The 25,328-nt window shown below is 72.6% G+C and carries 26 protein-coding genes; 10 read left to right on the forward strand and 16 right to left on the reverse strand.

Annotation, left to right across the window (positions count from 1 at the left end):
- Window positions 1-123 precede the first annotated feature (123 nt).
- The 3 genes from ABZV93_RS10370 to ABZV93_RS10380 are packed head-to-tail and all read left to right on the forward strand — an operon-like array spanning window position 124 to window position 3,083.
- The gene (locus ABZV93_RS10370; RefSeq protein WP_354933163.1) at window positions 124-1,929 is read left to right on the forward strand and encodes an NAD+ synthase; all 1,806 of its coding nucleotides are present in this window, start codon (window positions 124-126) and stop codon (window positions 1,927-1,929) included.
- 3 nt (window positions 1,930-1,932) lie between these two features.
- Window positions 1,933-2,898: an EamA family transporter gene (locus ABZV93_RS10375; RefSeq protein ID WP_354933165.1), complete on the forward strand. Its 966-nt coding sequence runs from the start codon at window positions 1,933-1,935 to the stop codon at window positions 2,896-2,898.
- On the forward strand, window positions 2,895-3,083 hold the full coding sequence (locus ABZV93_RS10380) for a hypothetical protein (protein WP_354933167.1): 189 nt from the start codon (window positions 2,895-2,897) through the stop codon (window positions 3,081-3,083). Before ABZV93_RS10375 ends, ABZV93_RS10380 begins: the two co-directional genes overlap by 4 nt.
- A gap of 6 nt (window positions 3,084-3,089) precedes the next feature.
- On the opposite strand, the gene ABZV93_RS10385 is transcribed toward ABZV93_RS10380, so the two are convergent.
- From ABZV93_RS10385 to ABZV93_RS10400, 4 genes are all read right to left on the reverse strand, one after another.
- Window positions 3,090-4,106, reverse strand: a complete 1,017-nt coding sequence (locus tag ABZV93_RS10385; RefSeq protein WP_354933169.1) for a HEAT repeat domain-containing protein — start codon at window positions 4,104-4,106, stop codon at window positions 3,090-3,092.
- 201 nt (window positions 4,107-4,307) lie between these two features.
- Window positions 4,308-5,030 (reverse strand): HEAT repeat domain-containing protein, encoded by a 723-nt coding sequence (locus ABZV93_RS10390; RefSeq protein ID WP_354933171.1) that lies wholly within the window; start codon window positions 5,028-5,030, stop codon window positions 4,308-4,310.
- Window positions 5,031-5,136: 106 nt separating this feature from the next.
- Complete coding sequence (locus tag ABZV93_RS10395; protein ID WP_354933173.1) at window positions 5,137-5,448, reverse strand: hypothetical protein; 312 nt, start codon at window positions 5,446-5,448, stop codon at window positions 5,137-5,139.
- Between the two features lie 161 nt (window positions 5,449-5,609).
- On the reverse strand, window positions 5,610-6,605 hold the full coding sequence (locus ABZV93_RS10400) for a TIGR03557 family F420-dependent LLM class oxidoreductase (protein WP_354933175.1): 996 nt from the start codon (window positions 6,603-6,605) through the stop codon (window positions 5,610-5,612).
- Between the two features lie 104 nt (window positions 6,606-6,709).
- Here ABZV93_RS10400 and ABZV93_RS10405 point away from each other — a divergent pair, with 104 nt between their 5' ends.
- Both ABZV93_RS10405 and ABZV93_RS10410 read left to right on the forward strand, forming a co-directional pair.
- Window positions 6,710-7,435, forward strand: coding sequence for a hypothetical protein (locus ABZV93_RS10405; protein ID WP_354933177.1), 726 nt, complete (start codon window positions 6,710-6,712; stop codon window positions 7,433-7,435).
- 183 nt (window positions 7,436-7,618) lie between these two features.
- Entirely contained in the window at window positions 7,619-8,536 is a 918-nt protein-coding gene (locus ABZV93_RS10410; RefSeq protein ID WP_354933179.1) for a histone H1-like repetitive region-containing protein, read from the forward strand.
- A 195-nt stretch (window positions 8,537-8,731) separates the two neighbouring features.
- On the opposite strand, the gene ABZV93_RS10415 is transcribed toward ABZV93_RS10410, so the two are convergent.
- The gene (locus ABZV93_RS10415; protein WP_354933181.1) at window positions 8,732-8,929 is read right to left on the reverse strand and encodes a hypothetical protein; all 198 of its coding nucleotides are present in this window, start codon (window positions 8,927-8,929) and stop codon (window positions 8,732-8,734) included.
- Window positions 8,930-9,009: 80 nt separating this feature from the next.
- Between ABZV93_RS10415 and map the strand changes: the two genes are divergently transcribed.
- Window positions 9,010-9,873 carry a type I methionyl aminopeptidase gene (gene map / locus ABZV93_RS10420; protein WP_354933183.1) on the forward strand — a complete coding sequence of 288 codons (864 nt, stop codon included), beginning with the start codon at window positions 9,010-9,012 and terminating at the stop codon, window positions 9,871-9,873.
- Window positions 9,874-9,893: 20 nt separating this feature from the next.
- On the opposite strand, the gene ABZV93_RS10425 is transcribed toward map, so the two are convergent.
- From ABZV93_RS10425 to ABZV93_RS10455, 7 genes are all read right to left on the reverse strand, one after another.
- Window positions 9,894-11,492 carry a glycosyltransferase family 39 protein gene (locus ABZV93_RS10425; protein WP_354933185.1) on the reverse strand — a complete coding sequence of 533 codons (1,599 nt, stop codon included), beginning with the start codon at window positions 11,490-11,492 and terminating at the stop codon, window positions 9,894-9,896.
- Between the two features lie 33 nt (window positions 11,493-11,525).
- The gene (locus ABZV93_RS10430; RefSeq protein WP_354933187.1) at window positions 11,526-11,678 is read right to left on the reverse strand and encodes a hypothetical protein; all 153 of its coding nucleotides are present in this window, start codon (window positions 11,676-11,678) and stop codon (window positions 11,526-11,528) included.
- Window positions 11,679-11,945: 267 nt separating this feature from the next.
- Entirely contained in the window at window positions 11,946-12,494 is a 549-nt protein-coding gene (locus ABZV93_RS10435) for a PH domain-containing protein (RefSeq protein ID WP_354933189.1), read from the reverse strand.
- Window positions 12,495-12,511: 17 nt separating this feature from the next.
- Window positions 12,512-13,357: an ATP phosphoribosyltransferase gene (hisG, locus tag ABZV93_RS10440; RefSeq protein WP_354933191.1), complete on the reverse strand. Its 846-nt coding sequence runs from the start codon at window positions 13,355-13,357 to the stop codon at window positions 12,512-12,514.
- A gap of 98 nt (window positions 13,358-13,455) precedes the next feature.
- Complete coding sequence (locus tag ABZV93_RS10445) at window positions 13,456-13,719, reverse strand: phosphoribosyl-ATP diphosphatase (RefSeq protein WP_092882967.1); 264 nt, start codon at window positions 13,717-13,719, stop codon at window positions 13,456-13,458.
- 168 nt (window positions 13,720-13,887) lie between these two features.
- Window positions 13,888-14,610 (reverse strand): response regulator transcription factor, encoded by a 723-nt coding sequence (locus tag ABZV93_RS10450; RefSeq protein WP_354933193.1) that lies wholly within the window; start codon window positions 14,608-14,610, stop codon window positions 13,888-13,890.
- On the reverse strand, window positions 14,603-15,781 hold the full coding sequence (locus ABZV93_RS10455) for a GAF domain-containing sensor histidine kinase (protein WP_354933195.1): 1,179 nt from the start codon (window positions 15,779-15,781) through the stop codon (window positions 14,603-14,605). The genes ABZV93_RS10450 and ABZV93_RS10455 overlap by 8 nt, the downstream gene beginning before the upstream one ends.
- A 210-nt stretch (window positions 15,782-15,991) precedes the next feature.
- On the opposite strand from ABZV93_RS10455, the gene ABZV93_RS10460 reads away from it, so the two are divergent.
- From ABZV93_RS10460 to ABZV93_RS10470, 3 genes are all read left to right on the forward strand, one after another.
- Window positions 15,992-16,714: an SDR family oxidoreductase gene (locus ABZV93_RS10460; RefSeq protein WP_354933197.1), complete on the forward strand. Its 723-nt coding sequence runs from the start codon at window positions 15,992-15,994 to the stop codon at window positions 16,712-16,714.
- The gene (locus ABZV93_RS10465; RefSeq protein ID WP_354933199.1) at window positions 16,711-17,877 is read left to right on the forward strand and encodes an S-adenosylmethionine:tRNA ribosyltransferase-isomerase; all 1,167 of its coding nucleotides are present in this window, start codon (window positions 16,711-16,713) and stop codon (window positions 17,875-17,877) included. Before ABZV93_RS10460 ends, ABZV93_RS10465 begins: the two co-directional genes overlap by 4 nt.
- Window positions 17,878-17,974: 97 nt before the next feature.
- Window positions 17,975-18,625: an SGNH/GDSL hydrolase family protein gene (locus ABZV93_RS10470; protein WP_354933201.1), complete on the forward strand. Its 651-nt coding sequence runs from the start codon at window positions 17,975-17,977 to the stop codon at window positions 18,623-18,625.
- A 72-nt stretch (window positions 18,626-18,697) separates the two neighbouring features.
- On the opposite strand, the gene fabI is transcribed toward ABZV93_RS10470, so the two are convergent.
- Window positions 18,698-19,468 (reverse strand): enoyl-ACP reductase FabI, encoded by a 771-nt coding sequence (gene fabI / locus ABZV93_RS10475; protein ID WP_354933203.1) that lies wholly within the window; start codon window positions 19,466-19,468, stop codon window positions 18,698-18,700.
- Window positions 19,469-19,471: 3 nt separating this feature from the next.
- On the reverse strand, window positions 19,472-20,176 hold the full coding sequence (locus ABZV93_RS10480; RefSeq protein ID WP_354933205.1) for a beta-ketoacyl-ACP reductase: 705 nt from the start codon (window positions 20,174-20,176) through the stop codon (window positions 19,472-19,474).
- Between the two features lie 130 nt (window positions 20,177-20,306).
- Between ABZV93_RS10480 and ABZV93_RS10485 the strand changes: the two genes are divergently transcribed.
- The gene (locus ABZV93_RS10485) at window positions 20,307-21,425 is read left to right on the forward strand and encodes an alpha-hydroxy acid oxidase (RefSeq protein WP_354933207.1); all 1,119 of its coding nucleotides are present in this window, start codon (window positions 20,307-20,309) and stop codon (window positions 21,423-21,425) included.
- On the opposite strand, the gene ABZV93_RS10490 is transcribed toward ABZV93_RS10485, so the two are convergent.
- Window positions 21,416-23,200, reverse strand: coding sequence for an ABC transporter ATP-binding protein (locus ABZV93_RS10490; RefSeq protein ID WP_354933209.1), 1,785 nt, complete (start codon window positions 23,198-23,200; stop codon window positions 21,416-21,418). The two genes, ABZV93_RS10485 and ABZV93_RS10490, sit on opposite strands and share 10 nt — an antisense overlap.
- On the reverse strand, window positions 23,193-25,205 hold the full coding sequence (locus ABZV93_RS10495) for an ATP-binding cassette domain-containing protein (RefSeq protein WP_354933211.1): 2,013 nt from the start codon (window positions 25,203-25,205) through the stop codon (window positions 23,193-23,195). The genes ABZV93_RS10490 and ABZV93_RS10495 overlap by 8 nt, the downstream gene beginning before the upstream one ends.
- Window positions 25,206-25,328 lie beyond the last annotated feature (123 nt).

Genomic DNA, 25,328 nt, shown 5'->3' on the forward strand with positions numbered 1-25,328 from the left:
ATTGCGGGGTGCCGGCCACCACCGGATCGCTGTTAGCACGTTACCGCCTGGCGCCGGGCGGTACCGTGCGAGGCCGCACCGGCTGGGTCGGTCAGATCACCTCGCACCCATTACGCTGCGAACGTGGCACAAATCCGTCTCGCGCTCGCGCAGCTCAACGTCACCGTCGGGGACATCGCGGGCAACGCCGAGGCCATCCAGAGGTGGGCACAGCACGCCGCCGACCGCGGTGCCCACGTGGTCGCGTTCCCCGAGACCGCTCTGACCGGCTACCCCGTCGAGGACCTCGCCCTGCGGTCGTCGTTCGTGGAGGCCAGCCGGAACGCCGTGGAGGAGCTGGCCGGCAAGCTCGCCGCGGCCGGGCTCGGCAACCTCGTGGTCGTGTGCGGTTACCTCGACCGGGCCGAGGACGGCTTCGAACGCATCGGTCGGCCGAAGGGGTCGCCGCAGAACGCCGCCGCCGTCATCCACCGGGGCCGGATCGTCGCCCGCGCCGTCAAGCACCATCTGCCCAACTACGGCGTGTTCGACGAGTTCCGCTACTTCGTCCCGGGTGACAGCCTGCAGGTGGTAACCGTGCACGGCGTCGACATCGCGGTGACGATCTGTGAGGACCTCTGGCAGGAGGGCGGGCCGGTCCGCGCGGCGCGGGCCGCCGGTGCCGGGCTGCTGCTGACCGTCAACGCCTCGCCGTACGAGCTGGCCAAGGACGACGACCGCCTCAACCTCGTCACCCGCCGGGCCCGCGAGGCCATGTGCCCGCTCGCCTACGTCAACATGGTCGGCGGCCAGGACGAGCTGGTCTTCGACGGGGACTCCCTCGTCGTCGACGAGACGGGCACGGTCCTCACCCGCGCGCCGCAGTTCACCGAGGGCCTGCTGACCGTCGACCTGGACCTCGCGACCACCACCCGGGGTGCCGACGAGTACGCCGGGATCCGGATCGAGCGCACGGTGGTGAGCGACACCCCGCTGCCCGGCTACGAGGCGAGCCCGTCCGGCGAGGCGCCGAGGCTGGACGAGGAGGCCGAGATCTACACGGCCATCGTCACCGGCCTGCGCGACTACATCCACAAGAACGGCTACGAGAGCGTCGTCCTCGGCCTGTCCGGCGGTATCGACTCCGCACTCGCGGCGACGATCGCCTGCGACGCCCTCGGCCCGGAGAACGTCTACGGGGTCTCCAACCCCAGCCGCTTCTCCAGCGAGCACTCTCGCGACGACGCCGCCGACCTCGCCGCCCGCACCGGCCTCAACTACCGCGTCATCCCGATCGAGCCGATGGTGTCCGCGTTCGCCGACAACATCGAGCTGACCGGGATCGCGCAGGAGAACCTCCAGGCCCGCATCCGCGGCATGATCTGGATGGGGATCGCCAACGAGGAGGGCCACCTGACCATCGCCACCGGCAACAAGAGCGAGCTGGCGGTGGGCTACTCCACGATGTACGGCGACGCGGTGGGCGCGTTCGCGCCGCTGAAGGACGTGCCGAAAACCCGTGTCTGGGCACTCGCCCGCTGGCGCAACCAGGCGGCCGTCGACCTCGGTGAGACCCCGCCGATCCCGGAGAACTCCATCACCAAGGAGCCCTCGGCCGAGCTGCGCCCGGGCCAGCGCGACGCCGACTCCCTGCCGCCGTACGACCTGCTCGACCAGATCCTGGAGGACTACGTCGAGGAGGACGCCGGCGCCGCCGACATCGTGGCCGCGGGCTTCGACCCCGACCTCGTCGAGCGCATCATCCGGATGGTGGACGCTGCGGAGTTCAAGCGCCGGCAGTACCCCCCGGGCCCGAAGATCACGTTCAAGGCGTTCGGCCGCGACCGGCGACTGCCGATCACCAACGGCTGGCGGGAGGCGGTCGTCGCGGGCCACCATCCGCAGGCGCCCGAACGCACCGCTCCGCCCGGCGAGGGTCCGCGGACGTAGGTCGTGTCGACCCGGGACGTCACCGAGGTCCGCGGTCCCGGCACCCGCGGCGGCTCATCCGCATCGGGCGGTGAGGTCCGCTCGGTGGGCCTGGTGCTCGGCAGCGCGGTGTCGCTGCAGGTGGGCGCGGCGTTCGCGGTGGTCCTGCTCGGGCGGGTCGGCCCGGTCGGTGCGGTCACGCTGCGGATGGTCCTCGCTGCCGCCATCGTCTGGGCGCTGGTACGGCCCCGGCTGCGGCACTTCGCCCGGCGCGACCTGCTCGTCGGCGTCGCGTTCGGCGTGGTCCTGGTGCTGATGAACACCTGCTTCTACTCGGCGGTGGCCCGGCTGCCGCTCGGGGCAGCGGTGACCATCGAGTTCCTCGGCCCGCTCGGCCTGGCGGTGGCGACGTCGCGGCGGATGCGGGACCTGATCTGGGTCGGGCTGGCCGGCGCCGGGGTGTTCCTGCTGGGCGAGACCGGGTTCGAGCCGCTGGACCCGACAGGTGTCGCGTTCGCGCTCGGCGCGGGAGTGTGCTGGGCGGGCTACATCCTGCTCGGCGCACAGGCCGGCCGGCGCCTCGGCGGTACGAACGCCCTGGCGGTTGCCCTCGCCGTCGCCAGCGCCGCGATCGTGCCGGCGGCCGCGATCACCTCCGGTCCCGATCTCGTGCGGCCGGGTACGCTCCTGCTCGGGCTCGGAGTCGCCGTCCTGTCCTCGGCGCTGCCGTACTCCCTGGAGCTGGCCGCGCTGCGCCGGATCCCGCCGAGGACGTTCGGGGTACTGATGAGCCTGGAGCCGGTGGTGGCAGCACTTGTCGGCTTCGTCGTCCTGCGGCAGCGGCTCACCGGCTGGCAGTTCCTCGCGATCGCCCTGGTGGTCCTCGCCAGCGTCGGCGTCACCCGGGCCGGGCCGGCGTCGGCGGCGACCAGCACCGCCGAACCCGTTCCGAACGTGTCCAGCCCAGCCCCGAGGAGGTCGAAGCCGTGACGGAGGTACCGGAGTGCGCGGCCGTGCGCGTGGTGTGCCCACGCTGCGCGGGCACGGGCGTGGTCATGGCCGAACGCTCGGCGGTCGAGCTGCACGGCGACCGGACCGGGAGCGGGCTGGTCCGCCGGCCCTGCGGCACCTGCGACGGCGAACTCTGGCTGCCCGGCGTGGCGGGCTTCGCCTGAGCGCCTTCATCGCTCGCTCCGCAGCCTGAGGATGTACGCCGCGGTCAGCGCGACGACCCGGTCCTCGTCGTCTGACAGCTCCGCCAGGGCACGTGCGGCCGCCTCCCCCGGAATCTCCGCGAGCGCCTGCGTCAGCCGCTGACGGGCCGGCGAACCGGCGCCACTCCGGGCGAGGCGGTCGGCGAGCCGGGCGACGATCGGCTCGGCCCGCGCCGGATCACTCGCCAGCGCGCTCAGCGCATCGGCCGCGCCGACGTCGTTCACCTCCTCGACGATCATGTCGACGAGCGTCGGGACCGCGTCGGCCACTCCGCGAGCCCCGAGCGCCAGGGCCGCGCTCCGGCGGACCACGAGGTCGGCGTCGGTGAGCGCGTCTCTCAGCAGTGCGGTCGCCTCGGCGTTCGGGAGCTCGGTGATGGAGTCGACCGCCCGCTTTCGCACCTCCGCTGCCGGTGAACGGAGGCCCTCGGCCAGCAGCGCCAGCCCCCGGTCGGCCCCGCCCTCGCCGGACCGGGCGAGCGCCCATCGAAGGGCCCCGGCGACGATCGGGTCGGACTCGCTCAGCGTGGCCTCGACGAGGGCCTCCACCGGCACCGGAACCTCTCCGGCCGAGGACAGCGCCGCGCGCTGCCGCTTCCCGGCGCTGTCGGATCCCAGCCCCTGCAGGAGTGCGACGATGTGGAGTACGTCCTCCCAGTCGGCGGGGTCCGTGGCGCCGATCCGCCGGAGCCGCGTGAGCAGCTCCATCTCGGCGGCGATGCGTTCCCGCGTACGGCGGACGAGGTCGTCGACCAGCTCGCCCGGCCGGAAGCCGGGATCGTCCAGTGCCCGGCCGACCTCGCGCAGCGACAGTCCCAGCGAGCGCAAGATCTCGACATGGAGGATTCGCCGGATGTCCTCCCAGGAGTACTCCCGGTAGCCGGCATCGGTCCGGCCCGTCGGCCGCACCAGGCCGCGCGACTCGTAGTGCCGGAGCATGCGGGCGCTGACCCCCGATCGCCGGGCCACGTCACCGATCAACACCGCTGCCACCCTCCTGGCCGCCACTGCCCGTGGCTGTCGACTCCCCTGGCCCGCTGCTCCGGGCCGTCACTCCCCCTGGCCGTCACATCCCCCCTGGCCGTCACATCCCCCTTGGCCGTCACGTCCCCCTTGGTCCTCACGTCCCCCTTGGTCGTCACGTCCCCCTTGGCCGTCACATCCCCTGGCCGGCACTCTCGGTCCTCAGCCTTCCTCGCCGGCCGTGCCCAGGACCGCGACGCGCTTGGCCTCCTCGATCGCGAGCTCGAATCCGGCGTCCGGGTCGCACCACAGCCGCTCCGTGGCGATCGCGTGCTGCCGCACCCTGGCGTCCGAGGCCGTCATGGCGGCCCGCAGGGTCGGCATCATCCCCTCACCGAGCGCGATCAACGCCCGGCTGAGGCTCAGCTGCGTCTCCCGGTCCCCGCGCCCGAGCCGGGTCGCCAGCACCGTGGCCAGGTCGGCCTCCTCGCCCTCGGGGACGAGCGCGACCGCAGCCCTCCAGGCCGCGCGCGCCACCTCGTCGTCGGCGTCGGTCAGCAGACCCCGGGTGATCGCGGGCCATGCCCGGCGGTCCCCGATCTTGGACAGCGTGTGCAGTGCCTGGCTTCGTGCCTGCGGGCCCTCGGAACGGAGTTCGGCCACGAGCTTCGGCACCGTGAGCGACGGCGCGTGGCGGGTGAGCGCCCAGGTGAGCATCTCGCGTACGAGGAACTCGGGCTCGACCCCGCACCGCTGGACCAGCGTGTCGACGAAGCAAGGGTCCGGGTTCGTGCCCACGGCCAGCGCCGCCTGCACCCGCACCGACGGGCCGGGGTGGGCCAGCGCCCGGAAGGCCCGCATCGCGTACGTGTCCTGTTCCGGCTGCCGTTGGAGTGGTTGCTCCTGCTGGTTGGACTCCTGCGCGGTCTCCTGCGGCATGGTCATCGGGACCACCTCCCCGCCACAGTGAAGACGTTGTCACTGTGTCAGGGTCAAGCGAGATTTCCACCGGCCGAGCCGGCCGTCGACCAGCCGCCGTTGCAGCGCCGTCTCACGAGCCTGGAAGGGGACGGACGGCACACGGCAGGACACCGGTTCCGCCCTCGAAGCGAACAGCCTGGAACTCCGGCCCGCGGCCGACCTCGACGAAGCCGAACGCCGCGTGCAACGCGAGGGAGGCCCGGTTGGCGGCGTTCGCGAAGTACCAGGCCCGCTCCGCGCGTGCCCAGATCCAGTCCAGCCGGGCCCGGGTGAGGGCAGCTGCCACGCCCGGCGGCGCCACCGGGGGCGTGACGGTCAGGATCCGGAAATCGGCTCTGGGCCGTCGGCTCGGTGTCGGGTCGTACGCGGCGACGAACGACACGGCGATCTCCTCGCGCCGAACGGAGTCCCACGGGGCGGGCGCGACGGTCGGTGAAAGGACGGGGCGGGACGCCCCCGCCGGGCCCGGGTGGGTACGCGGACCACGGTCGCGAGGTCGTCCCGCCCGGTCCGTACGAGCGCTTCCGCCCCCCGGGGGTGCGGTCAGGACCAGCGGTCCCGCAGCTTCGGCAGCACGTCCCGGGTGAACAGCTCGAGGAACCGCCGCTGGTCGTTGCCGGGCCCGTGGAAGACGAGCTCGGTGAAGCCGAGGTCGACGTACGGCGCGACCCGCTCGACCACCTCGTCGGCGTCGTCGGTGACGATGAACCGCTTCGTCGCAATCAGTGGGTCCTCGTCGGCGAGGCGTTCCAGCTCCAGCGGGTCGTCCACGCCCTGCTTCTGCTCCGAGCTCAGCCCCAGCGCCGCCCACCAGGTGCAGGCCTCCTTCGCGGCCTGCAGGTCGGTGTCGTACGACACCTTGATCTCGATCTGGTGCGGGAACTTGCCCGGGTCGCGCCCGGCGGCCTTGGCCGACTCGGCCACCTGACCGAGGACGTTCTCGTACAGCTCCGGTGGCTTGCCGCTGGTGGCGATCACACCGTCACCGACGCGGCCGGCGAGCTTGCCGGCCAGCGGGCCGCCCGCGGCGACGTAGATGGGCAGCGGCACGTCGGGGCGTTCGTACACCGTCGCCTTGTGGGTCCTGTAGTACTCACCCTCGAACGTCACGCGGTCCTCGGTCCACAGCTTCCGGATCAGCGTCACCGCCTCCGCCAGCCGGGCCCGCCGCTCCTTGCCACCCGGCCACGGCGTGCCGGTGGCGGGTACCTCGTTCATCGCCTCGCCGGTGCCCACGCCGAGGAAGACCCGGCCGGGCGCGAACTGGTCGATCGTCCCGAATCCCTGGGCGACCACGGAGGGGTGGTAGCGCAGGATCGGGGTGAGCACGCTGGTCCCCATCTCGATGCGTTCGGAGGCATGGGCGAGGGCGCCGAGCCAGCTGAACACCAGCGGTGCGTGCCCTCCGTGATGACGCCAGGGCTGGAAGTGGTCGGAGACCGCCACGATGTCCAGGCCGAGTCGCTCGGCCAGCAGCGCGTAGTCGAGTAGTTCCCGGGTGCCGAACTGCTCCGCCGACGCCTTGTAGCCGTATTTCACTGCGCTCCCCTTCCGCCGTTCACGGTCGTCTGCCGCGGTCACAGTGCGCCATGGCGTTCACTGACCGCGTGATACCCCTTCGCCAGTCTGGCACGCTTGAGCCAATGGACCTTCAGCAGGCGAGAGTGCTTCGCGACCTTCTGGCCGACACCCGGTGGTGGGACCGCACCCGGGCGTTCGGCGCCGCGTTGCGCACGTCGACGAAGAGCCCCGGCGGCCTGCTCCTCGTCGGCCCGCCCGCCGCCGAGCCGTGGCATCTCACCGCGCACCTGGACGACGAGGCGAGGTACGCCCAGGTTCCCGAACTCTCGCCCACCCTTGTGCGCTGGAGTCCCCCGCCGAACGCGCCGCGGCACCTGTCGGTCGGACTGGACCGGCTGGCCGCCGCGCGACGCGGTGAGTCGCTGCTGGTGGTGGCCGAGGCCGCACCCGAGTCCCTGCTCGAACGCGTCCAGGACGTACGCCGCGCGGGGGCCACCGTCTTCGCCCTCGACACCGGCCGGACCGAACTCGCGGGCCTCGCCCACGAAATCCTTTCCGTGGACTCGACTATTACCGACACAGGGCCTGTGGACGAAGGGACGTTCGGCTTTTCGCTGCCCGACGAGGGCGGTGACGCCAATTCCGAATCCGCGTGGAAATCCCCGATCGGATCGCCGGTCTCCTTCGACAGTGCGCAGCATCTGCTCAGCATCGCCGCCGCCGAATCCGCAGCCGGCACGCGTGGTTCGGCCGGCTCCCGCAGCGCCGGCGCGGGTAGTACGGACGGCAGGGGAATGCGCTCTCGCCTGGCCAGACTCCTCGAACTGATCTCCGGACCGAGTTCCTGAACGCACTTCACCGCACGCCGGCACACCATCGGATGACCGGCGTAGCAGGAAGAAGAATCCTGGGCGCCAGGAGAAATACAGCAAAGCTCTGTCGGGCAGAAACCGTTAATCCTCAAGAAAGCACGAGTACGGGGCCGCTCGTCAAGAGATTGCTGTGTCTCTCGTGGTTTGGGAAGCCGCCGAATGTTGCAGATCCCCTCCAGATGGCGGGGTCACGTCCTTGCCATAGCAACGGTCCGGTCAACACCGGATGTCCCCTCAGAGGGAGGCAGTGCGGTGCCCACCACAGCGACATCAGCGAGAAAGACAGCGGCCCGGTCCATCGCGAAGCGGACCACGGCTGCCAAGCGGACCGCCTCGACGGTCGCGCGCAAGGTCACCAAGCGGGTCACGGGGAAGTCGACCTCGCCGGCGGTCAAGCGCACGACCGCGAAGCGGACCACCGCCACGCGGACCACCGCGGCCCGCAAGACCACGGCGAGGAAGTCGCCGGCCAAGCGCACGACCGCGAAGCGGACCACCGCCAAGCGGACGACGGCGAAGCGCGCACCGGCCAAGCGGGCCGCAGCGAAGCGGACCGCGGCGAAGAAGTCCACCGCCAAGCGCGCCACGGCCAAGCGGACGACGGCGAAGAAGACCGCGGCCCGCAAGACCACGGCCAAGAAGACGGCAGCGCGCAAGACCACCGCCAAGAAGGCCACCGCCAAGATGACCACTGCCAAACGCGCCACCGCCAAGCGCGCGACGGCCAAGCGCACCACCGCCAAGAAGACCGCGGCGAAGCGCACCACGAAGAAGGCCGCCGCCAAGCGCGCACCGGCGAAGAAGTCGACGGCGAAGCGGGCTCCCACGAAGAAGTCGACCGCCAAGCGCGCACCGGCGAAGAAGGCCGCCGCCAAGCGGACCACGGCCAAGCGGACCACCGCGAAGCGCACCACGGCCCGGCGGACCACCACCGGGACCCGCGGGATGGCGACTCGCGGACGCACCCGGGCGGCGTCGATGGACACTGCCATGCCCATCGACATGCCCGTCGACACCGACACCATGATGCCGATGGTGCGGCCGGCGAGCTCGCCCCGCTCGACGCGTCGAGGCTGAATCCGCTGCCTGGGTGTGGAGGCGTGACTGCTGGCACGCCACCACACCCATCGGCGCGGACACGGCTCGCGCCGATAAGGCCCGGTCAGCCCGAGTCGGTCCGGGTCAGCCCGGAATCAGCCGAACCGGCGGAAATCGCGGAACCTCCGGAACCAGTGAATCCGCGGGATCCGCACGCTCAGCGTCCGGTGGCGGTCACTTGTCCTCGTCGTCGTCGGACCAGTTGGGATCGTGGTCCCAGGACTCGTTGCGCTCGGCGACCTTGTCCAGCGCCCGCTCCGCCTCGGCCCGCGAGGAGTAGGGGCCGAGCCGGTCGGCGGCCTTGCACCCCTCCTTGGGCTCGACGGTGTGGTGCCGCAGGCAAAAGAACCATTCCGGCTGCTCGGTGCTCATGACCCGAAGCTTTCCCCAGCCGGGCGGCCCCGGCAACTCCTGACGGTGCGTACCCCGAGGCGTCGTAGACTCCGGGAATCATGGGCACTCTCGCACCGGCCACCATCTCACCGCGTCGTTCCGTACCCCGCACCATCGAACGCCCGGAGTACGTCGACCGGCGCGGTCCGAGTCCGTTCACCGGCTCGGAGGTCAAGGACGCCGACACCATCGCCCGGATGCGGGTCGCCTGCCGGCTCGCCGCCCAGGCGTTGCAGGAGGTGGGCCGGCACGCGAAGCCGGGCGTCACCACCGACGAACTCGACCAGATCGGCCACGACTTCCTGTGCGCGGCCGGCGCCTACCCCTCCACGCTCGGATACCGCGGTTTCCCCAAGTCGCTGTGCACCTCGGTCAACGAGGTGATCTGCCACGGCATCCCGGACTCCCGTCCGCTGCAGGACGGTGATCTGGTCAACGTCGACATCACCGCGTTCCTCGACGGCGTGCACGGAGACACCAACGCGACGTTCCTCGTCGGCGACGTGGACGAGGACAGCCGACTGCTGGTCGAACGCACCCACGAGTCGATGATGCGCGGCATCAAGGCGGTCCGCCCCGGTCGCCAGGTCAACGTCATCGGCCGGGTGATCGCGTCGTACGCCAGGAGGTTCGGCTACGGCGTGGTGGAGGAGTTCACCGGCCACGGCATCGGCACGGCGTTCCACTCCGGGCTGATCATCCCCCACTACGACGAGCCGCGGTTCGACACCGTGATCGAGGCCGGGATGACCTTCACCATCGAGCCGATGCTCACTCTCGGCACGCACGAGTGGGACATGTGGGACGACGGGTGGACGGTCGTCACCAAGGACCACCGGCGGTCGGCGCAGTTCGAGCACACCGTGCTGGTGACCGAGCAGGGCGCCGAGATCCTCACCCTTCCGGACGCCCCGGCGTCCTGACCGCTGCCCGGACGGGCGGGTCAGCCCGGCGGGCCGGTCCGGGTCCACAGGCTGACCCGCAGGCCGGGTACGTCCACGGTCCGCAGGTGCCGCAGGCCGGTGACCCCGGGCGGGTCGCCGTGCTGCCAGTCCGGCTGCACCACCCACACCCGGCGTAGGCCGTCGGGCAGGCCCCCGTCCAGCCAGCGCGGTACGCAGCGCGCGTGACGCAGGTAGTACGGCAGCGTCTGCACGGTGGATACCGTCCGCTGCACACCGTCTCCCGGACGGCAGCCGGCCGCGACCACCCCGGCGGCGGACCGGATGTCGGGCCCGTGGCCGGTGACGCCGCGTACCTGCGCGAGCGAGGACCACGCCACCGCGACGGCGAGGGCGACGGCCACGGTGACACCCGCGCCCGTCACGGCCGTCGCCTTTGTCGACGTCGGTGCCGTCGTGCGCGACCCGCCGGGGACGGCGAACGCGGACGAGGCCAGGAGCGCCAGGGCGGGTGCGCACACCAGCAGGTAGCGCGGAAGGAACACCGGCGTGAGGAGGCCGAGCCCGGCCAGTACGAGTGGCGGGCCGACCAGCCAGCACGCCGGCGCGGCCAGCAGCCGGCCCTGTTCGGTGCGGGACGTGCCGCGCGCCGCCCTCAGCGCGCCGATCGCCGCGAGTGCGCCGAGCAGGAGGAGGTACGGGCCGCTGCCGGCCAACGCCACGAAGGTGTCCACGAGTACGGACCGGCTGGTGGGCGGGATCCAGGAGACGGTCGCCCGCTCGCCGAACGCCGCGACCGCGACCAGGGCGGGCAGCACCAGTCCGGCGCCGGTGGCGAGCAGGTACGCCCGCCACGGAGGCCCGCTCCGCTGCCGACCGGCTTCTGGCCGGGCTGATTCCTGGTCCTGGCGAGTTCGCCCGTACGCCGCGCGCAGCAGCAGGGGGTGTGCGACCAGCACCACCAGCGCGACCACATGGACAACGCCGAGGGTGGCGACAGCGACCGTGTACGCGATCCACCAACGCCGCGCCGACCGCTCCGACCGGGCGGACCGCGGCAGGGCAGACGACACCGGCCCCTGGCACGCACCCGCTCGGGTACACGATTCGGCGGCCTGCCAGAGGCACCATGCGGCGGCCACCGCAAACAGGACGGCAAGCGCGTAGGGCCGTGCCTCCTGGGCGTACCGCGACGCCATCGGGGAGACGGCCGGCAACAGGCCCGCGGCGACCCCGGCGCCGCTCCCCCACCACCGCCGTCCGAGATCGGCCAGCACTCCGACGGTGGCCGCCATCGCGATCGCCGACGGAAACCGCAACCAGGCCTCGCCGTCGCCGAACGAGGTCCAGCCGTGCATGAAGAGGTAGTAGGCGCCCAGCCCGGCGTCCCGCCCGGCGAGGAACCCGAGCAGTCCGGACAGCGACCGGCCGGACTCACCGGCGGTTGCGGCCTCGTCCAGCCACAGCGCCGGGGTGCCGATCCGGAACAGGTACAGCAGGAGCGCACCGAGGGCGGGAAGCGCCGCCACCGCCAACGCCGACCGGGTCGTCGCCGTGTCCGGACGCGACGATGCGGGCGGCGCGGGAAGCGTCCCAGCCGCCTCCCGCGTCACGCCCGCACCTCCACCGTCGTCATCCACCGGCCCTCATCGGCGGCGGTCGCGTCGGTGCCGCTAAAGCTCCGCCTCACCGCGCCGAAGCTCGGCGACGATCTGCTCGGCGTCGCGCTGGGTCATGTCCAGCCGCCGAATCCACCAGTCGCCCGCTCGCGCGTCCCAGATACCGTAGCCGTACTCGGTTTCTCGTACCTCGAATCGTTCGCTCACCAGCTGCCCTCCCCATACCCAGTACCCCCAGGGTATCGAACGAGTGTTCGAACGCAAGCCCCGATCCCACACCGGACCGCGACCACGCCCGGCCGGTGGCGGCGGTGAACCACGGCGAGCGGGCACGAGCCCATCGCACACCAGCCGTGGTGAACGACCCAGGGCGGCCCGGAGTCACCGGCCAGACGGTCACGCTCCGGACACGGTTGAACGGGCCGAGTCGGGATCAGGCGCGTTTCAGGCAGCTTGAGGCGGGTTCAGGCGGGCTCAGTCGTCTCGGCTGGTGCTGGAGTGCGCGACGACCAGGCGGGCGAGCTGCCGGGCCGCCGCCCGCGCCCGGTCGCCGTCGGCGGACTGGATGGCCATCACCGAGACGGTCGTCCCGTCGTCCAGGTCGAGCTGCACCCAGGGGTCGCCGCGGCGCAGGTTGACCCGCACCACCTGGGCCCACTCCAGCGTGTGCGTACGGGTGAGGTTGACGATGGTCACCCCGGCGTCGTCGGCGCGCAGTCGCATTCGCCCCAGGCGGTACAGGCCGAACAACAGCACCGCGAGGAACGCCAGCAGGGTGAGCGTCTGCGGCCAGCTGAACTTCGCGCGGATCTCGGCCGGGAACGCGATCCACAGGCCCGCCGCGGCGGCCGTCAGCAGGACTCCCATCGCCACGGCGACGACCAGGGCGAGCTGGGAACGCCAGGTGTGCGGCAGGGGTGGGACCACCGGCCCGTCGCCGCCGCGGTCACCAGCACCACCGCGGTCGTCACGGTCGCCGGAATGGTCCCCGGCATCGCCCGGATCGGGCCGGGGTACGGACATCGAATGCACCGATCCGCTCACAGTCGGCAGGCGTGGATGCTGGTGACCAGGATCGCACGCGCACCGGCGTTCCACAGCTCGTCCATCAACCGCTGGGCGTCCGCCCGCGGCACCATCACCCGCACCGCGACCCAGCCGGACCGATGCAGCGGGGAGACCGTCGGCCCCTCCAGCCCCGGCGCGATCCGGGACGCCTCGTCCACCCGGTCCGCGGCGATGTCGTAGTCCATCAGGACGTAGTCGCGGGCGACCAGCACACCCTGCAGCCTGCGCAGCATCAGCTCGAACCCCTCCGGGTCGGCCGTGCCGTTGCGGCGGATCAGCACACCTTCCGAACGCAGGATCGGGTCGCCGAACAGCTCCAGCCCGGCTTGGCGGAGCGTGGCGCCCGTCTCCACGACGTCGGCGATGACGTCGGCGACGCCGAGCTGGATCGCGGTCTCCACCGCGCCGTCGAGGTGGGTCACATGAGCGGTGACGCCGTTGTCGGCGAGGTAGCTCCGGATCAGCCCGGCGTACGACGTGGCGATGCGCAGGCCCTGCAGGTCGTGCACGGACTTCGCGGTCCCCGGCCGGGCGGCCAGCCGGAACGTCGACCGGGCGAAGCCGAGGGTGAGCACCTCGTCGGCGGGCGCGCCGGAGTCCAGCAGCATGTCCCGGCCGGTGATGCCGACGTCGAGGGTGCCCTCGCCGACGTAGACCGCGATGTCGCGGGGACGCAGGTAATAGAACTCGATCTGGTTGTCGGGGTCGATCAGCACCAGCTCACGGGCGCTGCCGCGCTGGCGGTAGCCGGCCTCGCGCAGCATCTGGGCGGCGGGCTCGGCCAGCTGACCCTTGTTCGGAATGGCCACACGCAACATGTCGGACGCTCTTTCCTCAAGCCTGGAAGGAAACCCGGACGGGCCCGGGAAGTCCTGGCGGTACTCGGTCGCCGGAGAGGGGTGAGGGCCGCTCACCCCTACAGATGCTTGTAGACGTCCTCGAGCTTCAGGTCGCAGGCGAGCATCAGCACCTGGGCGTGGTAGAGCAGCTGGGAGATCTCCTCCGCGGCGCGCTCACGACCCTCGTGCTCGGCGGCCATCCAGGACTCCGCCGCCTCCTCGACGAGCTTCTTGCCGATGGCATGAACGCCCGCGTCCAGCGCCGCGACCGTGCCCGAACCCTCCGGGCGGGTGGCGGCCTTCGCGGCCAGCTCGGCAAACAACTCGTCGAACGTCTTCATCCGAGTGGGTCCCTGGGATTCGGGGTGCGTACGGGCGTACGTGGACGCGCCCCAGCCTATGGGTGACCCAAATCTCGCCACTGGCCGCCCTCTCCACGGGTGCGGTGACCCAAATCTCGCCACTGGCCGCCCTCACCACAGGTGCGGTGCCGAGATCCCGGGTGTGGATCAGGCCAGGCCGCGGCGCACCGCGTACAGCGCCGCCTGGGTCCGGTCGGCCAGGCCCAGCTTGGCCAGGATGGACGAGACGTGCGTCTTCACGGTCTTCTCCGACAGCACCAGCGCCCGGGCGATCTCCCGGTTGGACCGGCCATGGGCGATCTCGACCAGTACCTCACGTTCGCGTTCGGTGAGGCCGCCTCCGGCGCGTTCGGCCGGCTCGTCCCCACGCAGCAGCGCCTCGGCCACCTCGGGTTCGAGGAGGACCTGGCCCGCGTGCACGGCCCGGATGGCCTGCGCGAGCGCCTCGGGGTCGACGTCCTTGAAGAGGTAGCCCGCCGCGCCGGCCCGCAGTGCCGGGACCACGGTGGCGGGTTCGGTGAACGAGGTGAGAACGAGAACGCGCACCGTGCTCCCCCGGTCACGCAGCATGCGCAGTGCCGACACCCCGTCCACCCCCGGCAACTGCAGGTCGAGCAGCATCAGGTCCGGTCGCAGCGTCTCGGTCAACTCCACCGCCGTGCCGCCGTCACCGGCCTCGCCGACCACCTCGATGTCGTCCTGGATGTCGAGGAACGTCCGCAGTCCGTGGCGTACGACCTGGTGGTCGTCGACGACGAGCACACGGATCGGCCCGGCGGTGCCGGCGGCCTCCACGGCACCTCGTGCGGCATTCCCCGCGGCCCTGCCGGGCGCGCTCCCGGGGGCACTCCCAGGGGCACTGTCACTCATGCGGCACCTCCAGCCGAAGTGTGGTTCCCGCGCCGGGACGGGAGTCGACCCGGAGCCGCCCGCCCGCCTGCCGGGCGCGTTCGTGCATCGACGCGAGCCCCAGATGGTGGCCGCCGTCGCGGGCCGGGTCGCCGTCGAACCCCTTGCCGTCGTCGGCCACCACGAGCACCACCTCGTGGTCTGACGTACTGAGGTCGACGTCGACCCTGCCCGGCTCGGCGTGCCGCAGCGCGTTGTGCAACGCCTCCTGGGCCACCCGGAACACCACGTCCTCGACCTCGCCGGGCAGCTCGCAGCGGCCGTCGCAGTCGGAGGTGAAGCGGACCCGGACCGGATGGGCCCGGGAGATCACCGCGACATGCTTGCGCAGCGCCGGCACCAGGCCGTCCTCGCGCACCGCCGGCGGGCGTAGCTCGGTCACCACGGCGCGCAACTCGTCCAGCGCGGACCCGGCGAGCTCCTTCACCCGGGCGAACTGTTCATGTGCACGGTCGCGATCGCCCTTCACCGTAAGGGCTTCCGCGGCCCCCACGGTCAGGCGCAGGCTGAACAGCTTCTGCGCCACCGCGTCGTGGAGGTCGCGGGCGATCCGGGCGCGCTCGGCCACCAGGGTGAGTTCGCGGTCGCGTTCGAACATCCGGGCGCGGGTGAGCGCGATCGCGGCGTGCGCGGCGAGGATGCCGAGCAGGCGTTCGTCCTCGTCGCCGAACACCGGCGCGTCCGGACCGTTGGCGACGTAGATCGCGCCCATGATCTCGCCCCGGTCGACGATGGGGACGCCGAGAAAGCCCCGCATCGGCGGGTGGGCGGCGGGCCAGCCGGAGAACCGCGGGTCCGCCTGCACGTCCTCGGCGCGGTAGGGCCGGGCCTGCGCCATCATCACGCTCAGCAGGCCGTGCGCGCGCGGGAGCGGGCCGATCGCCTGCCACTGCTCGGGGCTGATCCCGCTGGCGTAGAACTCCGCGAACCGGCCGCGTTCGTCCGGCAGCCCCAGGGCGGCGTACTCCGACCGCACCAGCGAGCGCGCCGACTCCACGATCATCTGCAGCACCTCGCGGGTGGCGGTCTGCTCGGTGATCGCGAGCAGCGCACGCGACAGTGCCTCGAGATCGTCCCGGCGGCTGGCGTCGCGGGGCCGGCCCGGGTCCGCGGCGTGATCGGAGCTGGACACGTTCCGAACGCTACCCGCCGCCGGGGCCCCCGGGACCGGCCGCGCCGCCCCGCCGCTGGTCCTAGGCCCATCGACCGAGGCCGGTCCGATCCGCGGCCCGATGGCCGGGACCGCCCGCGCTCCTAGCGTCGGGACCAGCAGCACCTCGAAGCCCGCGGTTCCCGACGGCGCGGAGCCGCCCCTCGAACCTCTCCGATCCGGAGGTACGCCATGCCTGTCGCCCTTGTCACCGGAGCCTCCCGCGGCCTCGGGCTCGCCCTCGCCGGCGGGCTCGCCGACCGCGGCTGGTCCCTCGTCGTCGACGCCCGCCACGACGCCGCACTGCGCGACGCGGTGGCCGAGCTGACCAGCCGGGCCGGGCCCGGCGCCCGGGTCGAGGCCCGGGCCGGCTCGGTCGGCGACGCCGCACACCGCGCCGAACTGGTGGCGGCCGCCCGTGACCTCGGCGGCCTCGACCTGCTGGTCAACAACGCCGGCCTGCTCGGCCCCAGCCCGCTGCCGCCGCTGGCGTCGCTCGGCGCCCCGGCGTACCGGGAGGTCCTGGAGATCGGCGTCGTCGCCCCGCTGGCGCTGACCCAGCTGGCGCTGCCGCTGCTGCGGGAGCGGTCCGGCGCTGTGGCGAACGTCACCAGCGACGCGGCCGTGGAGGCCTACCCCGGCTGGGGTGGCTACGGCTCGGCCAAGGCCGCGCTGGAGCACTGGTCCCGCGTCCTCGCGGTCGAGCTCGCCGAGGCCGGCGACGACGTACGGGTGTGGTGGGTCGACCCGGGCGACCTGCGCACCCAGATGCACCAGGACGCCTTCCCCGGCGAGGACATCTCCGACCGCCCGCTGCCCGACACCGTGGTGCCGGCGTTCGTCCGGCTGGTCAGTGAGCGCCCCGCAAACGGCCGCTACCGTGCCGCCGACCTGCTCAGCGAGGTGGCCGCATGAGCTCCGGTACGAAGACAGCCAGTACGAAGACAGCCAGTACGAAGACAGCCAGTACGAAGACAGCCGCCGTCCAGCCGGACCGGACCTCGCCGGGCGTTCTCCCCACGCCCAGGATCGACTTCGTTCTGCCGCCCGAGCTCGAGGCGCACGAGCCGCCGGAGGCCCGCGGACTGACCCGGGACGGCGTACGGCTGCTGCTCGGCCGGGGCGACGGGTCCGGCGACGGGCCGGCGAACGAGGTCGCCCACCACCGGTTCGTCGACCTGCCGCAGCTGCTCGAACCCGGCGACGTGGTGGTGGTGAACCGGTCCGGGACCCGGCCCGCCGCCGTGGACCTGCCCCCGGGAGCCGACGGCACCGAGCAGGCCGAGCGGCGCAGCGTGCACTTCTCCACCCTGGCCGCCGATGGTTCGTGGCTGGTCGAGCTCCGCCGCGGTGACGGCCCCGACCCAGGCGGCCGTCCCGGCCGGCGGATCGACCTGCCCGGCGGCGCGGCGCTGGTGCTGCGCGAGCGGCACCGGTCCGGCCGGCTCTGGCACGCCGTACCGGCCCTCCCGTCCACCGTCCCCGACGTACCGGCGTATCTCGCCCGGCACGGCCGGCCGATCCGGTACGGGTACGTGGGCCGTGACTGGCCGCTGCACGCCTACCAGACGGCGTTCGCCACCACGCCCGGAAGTGCGGAGATGCCCAGTGCCGGCAGGCCGTTCACCCCGGAGGTGGTGACCGAGCTGGTGGCCCGCGGCGTCCTGGTGGTGCCGATCACCCTGCATACCGGCGTGGCCTCGGCGGAGTTCCACGAACCGCCGTACGCGGAGTGGTTCGAGGTCCCGGCGGCGACCGCCGCCGTGGTGAACGACGCCAACGAGCGCGGCGCCCGGGTGGTGGCGGTCGGTACGACGGTGGTGCGCGCGTTGGAGTCCGCCGCCCAGGGACCATGGGTGCGCGCCGCCTCCGGCTGGACCGAGCTCGTGGTCACCGCCGAGCGCGGCGTCGCGGTGGTGTCGGGGCTGCTCACCGGTTTCCACGAGCCGAAGGCGTCCCACCTGCTGATGCTGGAGGCGATCGCCGGGCCCGATCTCGTACGCCGCTGCTACGCGGCCGCGGTGGAGAACGGCTACCTGTGGCACGAGTTCGGCGACGTCAACCTGCTGTTGCCCTGAGCAGCGCCCCGGTCGGCGTACTCGCGGCCCGCGGCCGGCCGTCCAGGACCGGACCCCGGACCCGCCGATCGGGGCGAGTCGGCCTAGGTTCGAACACGTGAGCGTACTGACCCCGAACTCGACGGTCCTGTTCATCGGCGACAGCGTCACCGACGCCGGCCGGGACCGTTCCGACCCGAACGACCTCGGCGCCGGATACCCCCGGCTGGTCGCCGACACCTACTTCCGGACCCGGCCCGGCGACGGCGTGCGGTTCCTGAACCGCGGCATCAGCGGCAACCGGGTCCGCGACCTGCGCGCCCGGTGGCAGGAGGACTGCCTGGATCTCACTCCCGACGTGGTGTCGATCCTGGTCGGGATCAACGACACCTGGCGCCGCTACGACAGCGGTGACGCCACGTCGGCGGACGACTTCGCCCGCGACTACGACCACATCCTTGCCCGGACGACCGACGCGCTGCCCGCCCGGCTGGTGCTGGTGGAGCCGTTCGTGCTGCCGGTGACGGCGGGCCAGCACGGCTGGCGGGAGGACCTGGACCCCAAGCTCGAGGTCGTCCGCCGACTGGCCGCGGAGTACGGCGCGACCCTGGTGCCGCTCGACGGACTACTGGCCAAGGCCGCCGCCGACCAGGACCCGGCCGAGCTGGCCGCCGACGGCGTACACCCCACCGACGCGGGGCACGCGCTGATCGCGAGGTTCTGGCTGGAGGCCACTACCGGATCGCCCGGCGAGGCCGCAGCCTCCTGAGAAGACGCCGGTGGGCGCCACGCGTCGTGCGTGGCGCCCACCTGAGCAGTGTGGAGCTGCGAGCTGGGGCGGTCAGGCACCCATCGCGTGGTAGCCGCCGTCGACGTGGATGATCTCGCCGGTCGTCTTCGGGAAGAAGTCCGACAACAGCCCGACGACCGCGCGCCCGGTGGGGCTACTGTCCGTCGGGTCCCAGCCGAGCGGAGCCCGCTCGCTCCAGACGTTCTCCACCTTCTCGATCCCGGGGATGCCGCCCGCGGCGATCGTCTTGGTGTAGCCCGCGGAGACGAGGTTGACCCGGATGCCCTTCGGCCCGAGGTCGCGGGCGAGGTAGCGGGCACAGGACTCCAGCCCGGCCTTCGCCACCCCCATCCAGTCGTACGCAGGCCAGGCCACCGTGGCGTCGAAGGTGAGGCCGACCACCGACGACCCCTCCTTCATCAGCGGCAGCGTGGCCATCGTGAGCGACTTCAGGGAGTACGCCGAGACCTGCATCGCCGTCGCGGCATCGGCCCAGCTGGTGTTCAGGAAGTTGCCACCGAGAGCGTCCTGCGGCGCGAACGCGATGGAGTGCACCACGCCGTCCAGCCCGTCGACGTGGGCGCGCAGCGCGTCGGCCAGCCCGGCCAGGTGGTCTTCGTTGGTGACGTCGAGTTCGAGTACCGCCGGCTCGACCGGCAGCCGCTTGGCGATTCGCCTGGTGATCGACAGCGCCCGGCCGAAGTTGGTGATGACCACCTGCGCGCCCTGCTCCTGCGCGACCTTCGCGACCGCGAAGCCGAGCGAGGAGTCCATGGTCACGCCCGCGACCAGGATGCGCTTGCCCTCGAGGATCCCGCCCATGTCTTAGTGCCCCATCCCTAGTCCGCCGTCCACCGGGATGACGGCCCCGGTGATGTATGCCGCCTCGTCGCTTGCCACCCAGCGGATCACCCGCGCCACTTCCTCGGTGCTGGTGTACCGGCCGAGCGGGATCTGCTTGAGGTACTGCTTTTGTAGCTCGTCGGAAAGCTCGGCCGTCAGGGCGGTTTCCACAAAACCGGGGGCCACGACATTGGCGGTGATTCCCCGCGACCCCAGCTCGCGGGCGATGGACCGGGCCATGCCGACCATGCCGGACTTGCTGGCCGCGTAGTTGACCTGGCCGGCGCCACCGAAGAGCCCGACCACCGAGGACACGAACACGATCCGGCCGCGGCGCTTCCGCAGCATGCCCTTGGCGGCCCGCCGGGCGAAGCGGAAGGCGCCGGTCAGGTTGGTCTCGATGACGCTGGACCAGTCCTCGTCGCTCATCCGCATCAGCAGGGTGTCGCGGGTGATGCCGGCGTTGGCCACCAGCACCTCGACCGGGCCCTGCTTCTCCTCGACCTCGGCGAACGCCGCCTCCACCGTGTCCGGCTCGGTCACGTCGCACTTCACCGCCAGGAAGCCCTCCGGGGGCTCCCCGCCGCGATAGGTGATCGCGACGTCGTCGCCGGCCTCGCGGAACGCCTGCGCGACAGCGAGCCCGATGCCGCGGTTCCCCCCTGTCACCAGCACGGATCGACCCACGTACGCCTCCCTGGTCAGCTGCCGTCTTCGATCCAGGCACGCTAGCAGCCCGGGTGTCGATCATCGGTCAGGCACGGTGGGCGCGGCCGTCCGGGCAGCAGTTCGCGGGAGAGACGGGACAATGGCCGTCATGACCTCCGTGCCTCCTCCGGACACCCGGCCTTCCCCCGACCCGCAGCCTCCGGCGGCGTCGGCCGCCGTGACGGCCCCGCAGCTCGAGCCTCTCGACCTCGAGGCGGCGGCCCGCTCGGTGCTTCCCGCGGAGGTGTACGACTACATCGCCACCGGCTCGGGCGTGGAGGAGACGCTGGCCGCCAACCTGGCCGCCTGGCGCGACCTGGCCCTCGCTCCCCGGGTACTCCGCGACGTGAGCAGCGTGGACACGTCCACGACAGTGCTGGGTACGCCGGTCAGCTCACCGGTCCAGGTCGCACCGACCGGCTACCAGCGGCTGGTGCATCCCGACGGCGAGCTGGGCATGGCCACCGGTGCCGCACACGCGGGCTCCCTGCTGGCGCTGTCCACCCGGGCCACCGCGACGTTCGACGAGCTCGCGGGCGCGGCCGGGCCGTGGTGGCTGCAGCTGTACGTGCTCCGCGACCGCGACCTCACCGCCGCCGTGGTCGAGCGGGCCGCGGCCGCCGGTGCCCGGGCGCTGGTGCTGACCGTCGACACGCCGTACGTCGCGAAGAAGGCGCGGTCCACGGCGTTCCCGCCCGCCGAGGTCTCGCCCGTGCTCGTCCCCGAGCTGCGTGCCCGCGCGGACGAGGGCGTGTGGCAGGACCCGGGTGTGACGTACGCCGACCTGGCCTGGCTGGCCGAGGTGTCGGGCCGGCTGCCGCTGGTGGTGAAGGGCGTGGTGCGCGGCGACGACGCCCGCGCCTGCGCCGACGCGGGCGCGGACGCGGTGTGGGTGTCCAACCACGGCGGCCGCCAGCTGGACGGCGCCGTACCCACCGCGCGTGCCCTGGCCGAGGTGCGGTCCGCCCTGCCCGACGAGGTGGAGGTGTACGTCGACGGCGGGATCCGCACCGGCCGCGACGTCGTCCGTGCGCTGGCCCTCGGCGCCACGGCGGCGTTCGTCGGGCGGCCCGCGGTGTGGGCGCTGGCCACCGGAGGTGCCGACGGAGTGCGCGACCTGCTGGTGGCGATGCGGGCCGACCTGGAGGAGACGCTGGCCCTGTGCGGATGCGCGTCCCTCGCCGACGTCACACCTGACCTGCTGCGCCCGGCTCACCCTCAGCGGTAGGCGCGGGACTGCAGGTCGTACAGCTCGGCGTACAACCCGCCGTGTTCCATCAGCTCGGCGTGGCTGCCCTGCTCCAGGACCCGCCCGCGGGACAGCACGACGATCAGGTCGGCCATGCGTACGGTCGAGAACCTGTGCGAGACCAGCAGCGTGACGGTGCCCTGGCGCGCCCCGCTGCGGGCGGCCGCAGCGAAGCGTTCGAACATCGCGTGCTCGGTCTGCGGGTCCAGCGCGGCGGTGGGTTCGTCGAACACCACCAGCAGCGGGTCGGTGCGCATCAGCCCACGCCCGAGCGCCAGCCGCTGCCACTGCCCGCCGGACAGGTCGACGCCGCCCTCCCAGGACTTGCCGAGCTGGGTGTCCAGGCCGTTCGGCAGCGCCGTCAGCACACCGCTCGCGCCCGCGCGCTCCAGCCCGGCCAGCACCGCCGCGTCGTCGTCGACCCGGCGCAGGTCCGCCACGCCGACCGCCTCCCGGGCGGCGAACTCGAACGCCACGTGGTCCTGGAACGCAGCACTCAGCCGGGACCGCCACTCCTCCACCGGGAAGTCGGCCAGCGGCGTGCCGTCCACCAGGATCGCCCCCTGGTCCGGGCGATAGAAGTCGCAGAGCATCTTCACCAGCGTGGTCTTCCCGGCGCCGTTCTCGCCGACGAGCGCGACGACCTTGCCGGCCGGCAACCGCAGCGACAGCCGGTCGAGCACCTTCCCGCCGGTGTCGGGGTAGCCGAACGACACGTCGCGCACCTCGATGCCGTCCCGCAGCCGGTTCGGCACCGTTGCCGGGTGCGCTGGGACGTACGCCTCGTTCTCCGCGTAGTCCTCCAGCCACAGCAGCCGCCGGCCGACCTTCAGCACCAGCATCAGGCTGGTGCCGTACGCGACGGCCGTGGACACGATCCAGGTCAGCTGCGCGGCCAGCCCGATGGCCAGCACCACGTCACCTGGGCCGGCCTGTCCCCGCACGGCGAGGAGCAGCACGAAGGCGATCGCGGCGACGTACGCCGCGGCGACGACCAGCGCGTCCACCGCGCCGAGCACGGCGCCCCTCCAGGTGGCGCGGTTGCGTTCGGCGACCACGCGACCGGCGACCTCGTTGTGGCGGGTACGCAGCTCACCGGTGAGCCCGAAGACCCGCAGCTCCTTCCCGGCCGAGGCGGACGTGGCGACGTCGAACAGGTGCCGGCGCAGGCGTTCGGGCTCGGTGGTCACCTCCTGCGCGGCGACGTCGAGGTCACGGGCCCGCCGGCCGATCACGATGGACACCACGGACACCAGCGGCAACGCGAGCAGCGCCGGATGCACCCGGCCCAGCAGCACTCCGGTGGCCGCCAGCGACACCAGCGACCGCACCATCCCGGCGGTGGCGTTGACCATCGTCCCGAGGGAACGGCTCTCCTCGCGGATGCGCTGCACCTGGTCGAGGTACTCCGGGCGCTCGTGGTGCGCCAGCCCGTCCACCCCGCCGAGCAGCACCATCAGCCGCCGCTCCGCGTAGGCCTGGGCCCGCTCGATCACGCCGAACACGCAGTCGCAGTAGTAGAAGACGTTGACCAGGCTGACCGCGACGACGCCGGCGAGCAGGCCCGCGGCCCACAGGCCCAGCCCCAGGTCGCGGCCGAGGGCGGCGTCCACGACGAGTTTCGCGCCGTACGCCAGGACCACCGGCACCAGCGCCATGACCACGCCGGTGACCAGCTGGAAGGTCGCTCGCCAGGGTGCCGCACGGAACCCGATCGCCATCGTCATCCGGTAGGCGCGCAGTGCCTCACGCATGGGTCTCCATCCCTTCTCCTGTGGAGGTGCCGGCCGCGTGCCCCTGCCCGTCGACCGGCAGCGCCGCCTGTGCAGTCTGCTGGTCGAGGAAGCGCGAGGCCTGCAGGGTGAACATCTCGGCGTACCGGCCGGACAGGTCCATCAGCTCCTCGTGGCTGCCGTCCTCGACCACGCCGCCGTCGGCGAGGACGACGATCCGGTCGGCCCGGCGCACGGTCGAGAAACGGTGCGAGATCAGGCAGGTGGTCAGCCCCTCGGTGAGCTCCAGGAACCGCTCGTACAGCTCCGCCTCCGCCCGCACGTCCAGTGCCGCCGTGGGCTCGTCCAGGATCAGCAGCCGGGCGCCGGCCTGCACCGCGAACATCGCCCGGGCGAGCGCGATCCGCTGCCACTGGCCGCCGGACAGGTCGACGCCGCCGGTGTACTCCCGCGACAGCACGGTGTCGAAGCCGTACGGCAGCGACTCGACCAGGTCCAGGACGCCGGCCTTGTGGGCGGCCGACCGCAGCCGGTCCTCGTCGTGGGCGTACGCCGGGGCGCCGAGGCCGATGTTGTCGCGGACGGGCAGGTGGTAGCGGGCGAAGTCCTGGAACAGAACGGCCACCTGGTCCCGCCACGCCGCGGGGTCCAGGCCGGCGAGGTCGTGGCCGTCCACGAGCAGCCGGCCGCGCGTCGGTGCGTACAGCCCGCACAGGAGCTTGACCAGCGAGGTCTTGCCCGCGCCGTTCTCCCCCACGATGGCCAGCGACCGTCCGGCCGGGATGGCGAGGTCGAGCCCGTGCAGGGCCGTGCGTTCGCTGCGCGGGTACTGGAACGTCACGCCGTCGAACCGGATGCCGTGCCGTGGCAGGTCCCGGCCGGCCGCTGGCGCGAGCGGCTCGGGGCGCTCGGGCCGCTCGGGCCGCTCGGGCCGCTCGGTGACGGACACCGTCGAGGTGCCGGCAGAGTAGTCACCCGTGCCGCCCAGCCGAGCGTCCAGGGCGAGCACCTTCGGCACCGTCACCGCGGCGTAGGACAGGTAGACGTTGCGGTCGTCGAAGGCGGTGTAGGAGTTCACCCCGGCCAGTGCCTGGGTGTAGATCGCCACCGCCGCCACGGACAGGTCGCCGCGGGTCGCGGCCCAGGCCAGCAGCCCGTACGACACGGCGTTGACCGCCAGCACCGCACCGCTGGCCCCGAACAGCACGCTCCCCCGCGGGCTGCGCACCTTCCACACCGGCGCCATCGCGGTGTACCACGCGCGTTCGAACGCGGCGACCAGCCAGCCGAGCATCCCCCACACCCGCACCTCCTTGCCGGCGGCGGGCCCGAGCGCGACGTCACGGAGGTACTCCGCGCGGCGCAGTGCGTCGCTGCGGCCGTAGCCGACCTCGCCGACGCGGAGGTACTCCTGCTGCATCGCGAACACCACGACCGGCCAGACGACCAACCACAGCAGGCCGATCCACCAGGAGAAGAACAACAGCACCACGGCCGAGCCCAGCGCCTGCAGCCAGGACGGCAGGACGTACCCGAGCCCCTCGACGGCGAGGCCGGGGCGTTGCGCGTCGGCGCCGAGCCCCTTCACCAGGCGTACGTGCGCGAGGACGTCGGGGTCCTCCAGGTGGGCGATGCCGCCCGGCCGGCCGACGGCGGCGAGTACGCGGTCCTGCAGGTAGCGGTCGGTCTCCCGGCCGAGCGTCATCGAGACCGCGCGCAGCATCGGGGCGACGAACCGCTGCGCCACGACCACGGCGCCCACGGCGACCAGCAGGTCGAGGGTCCGCTGACCGGCCGGCGAGTCGAGTCCGCCCCGGACGGCCGCCGGGATCGAGCCCACCAGCAGACCGGTCAGCGCGATCGCCGCGACCGGGAGAGCGGCGGCGAGCAGCACTCCGAGACCGAGCAGGGCGGACTGGCGGCGGCTCACCGAGGGCAACAGGCGCAACAGGATCGGAATGCCCCGGATCGACTCGAAACCGGGCCAACGGCGCGGAAGCGCGCGAACTCGTTCGACCAACGTCATGACGGCATGATGGCGTCATAGAGACGTCATGTCAACGTCAGTGCGGCGTCAGTCGGCGCCACGCCGATGTCACGGCGCGCTCCGACCGCCTCGGCGGCGGGTGCGGGGGCGGGTGGGGACCCG

Origin of the sequence: Actinopolymorpha sp. NPDC004070, from assembly GCF_040610475.1 — a bacterium.
Lineage (GTDB): Bacteria > Actinomycetota > Actinomycetes > Propionibacteriales > Actinopolymorphaceae > Actinopolymorpha.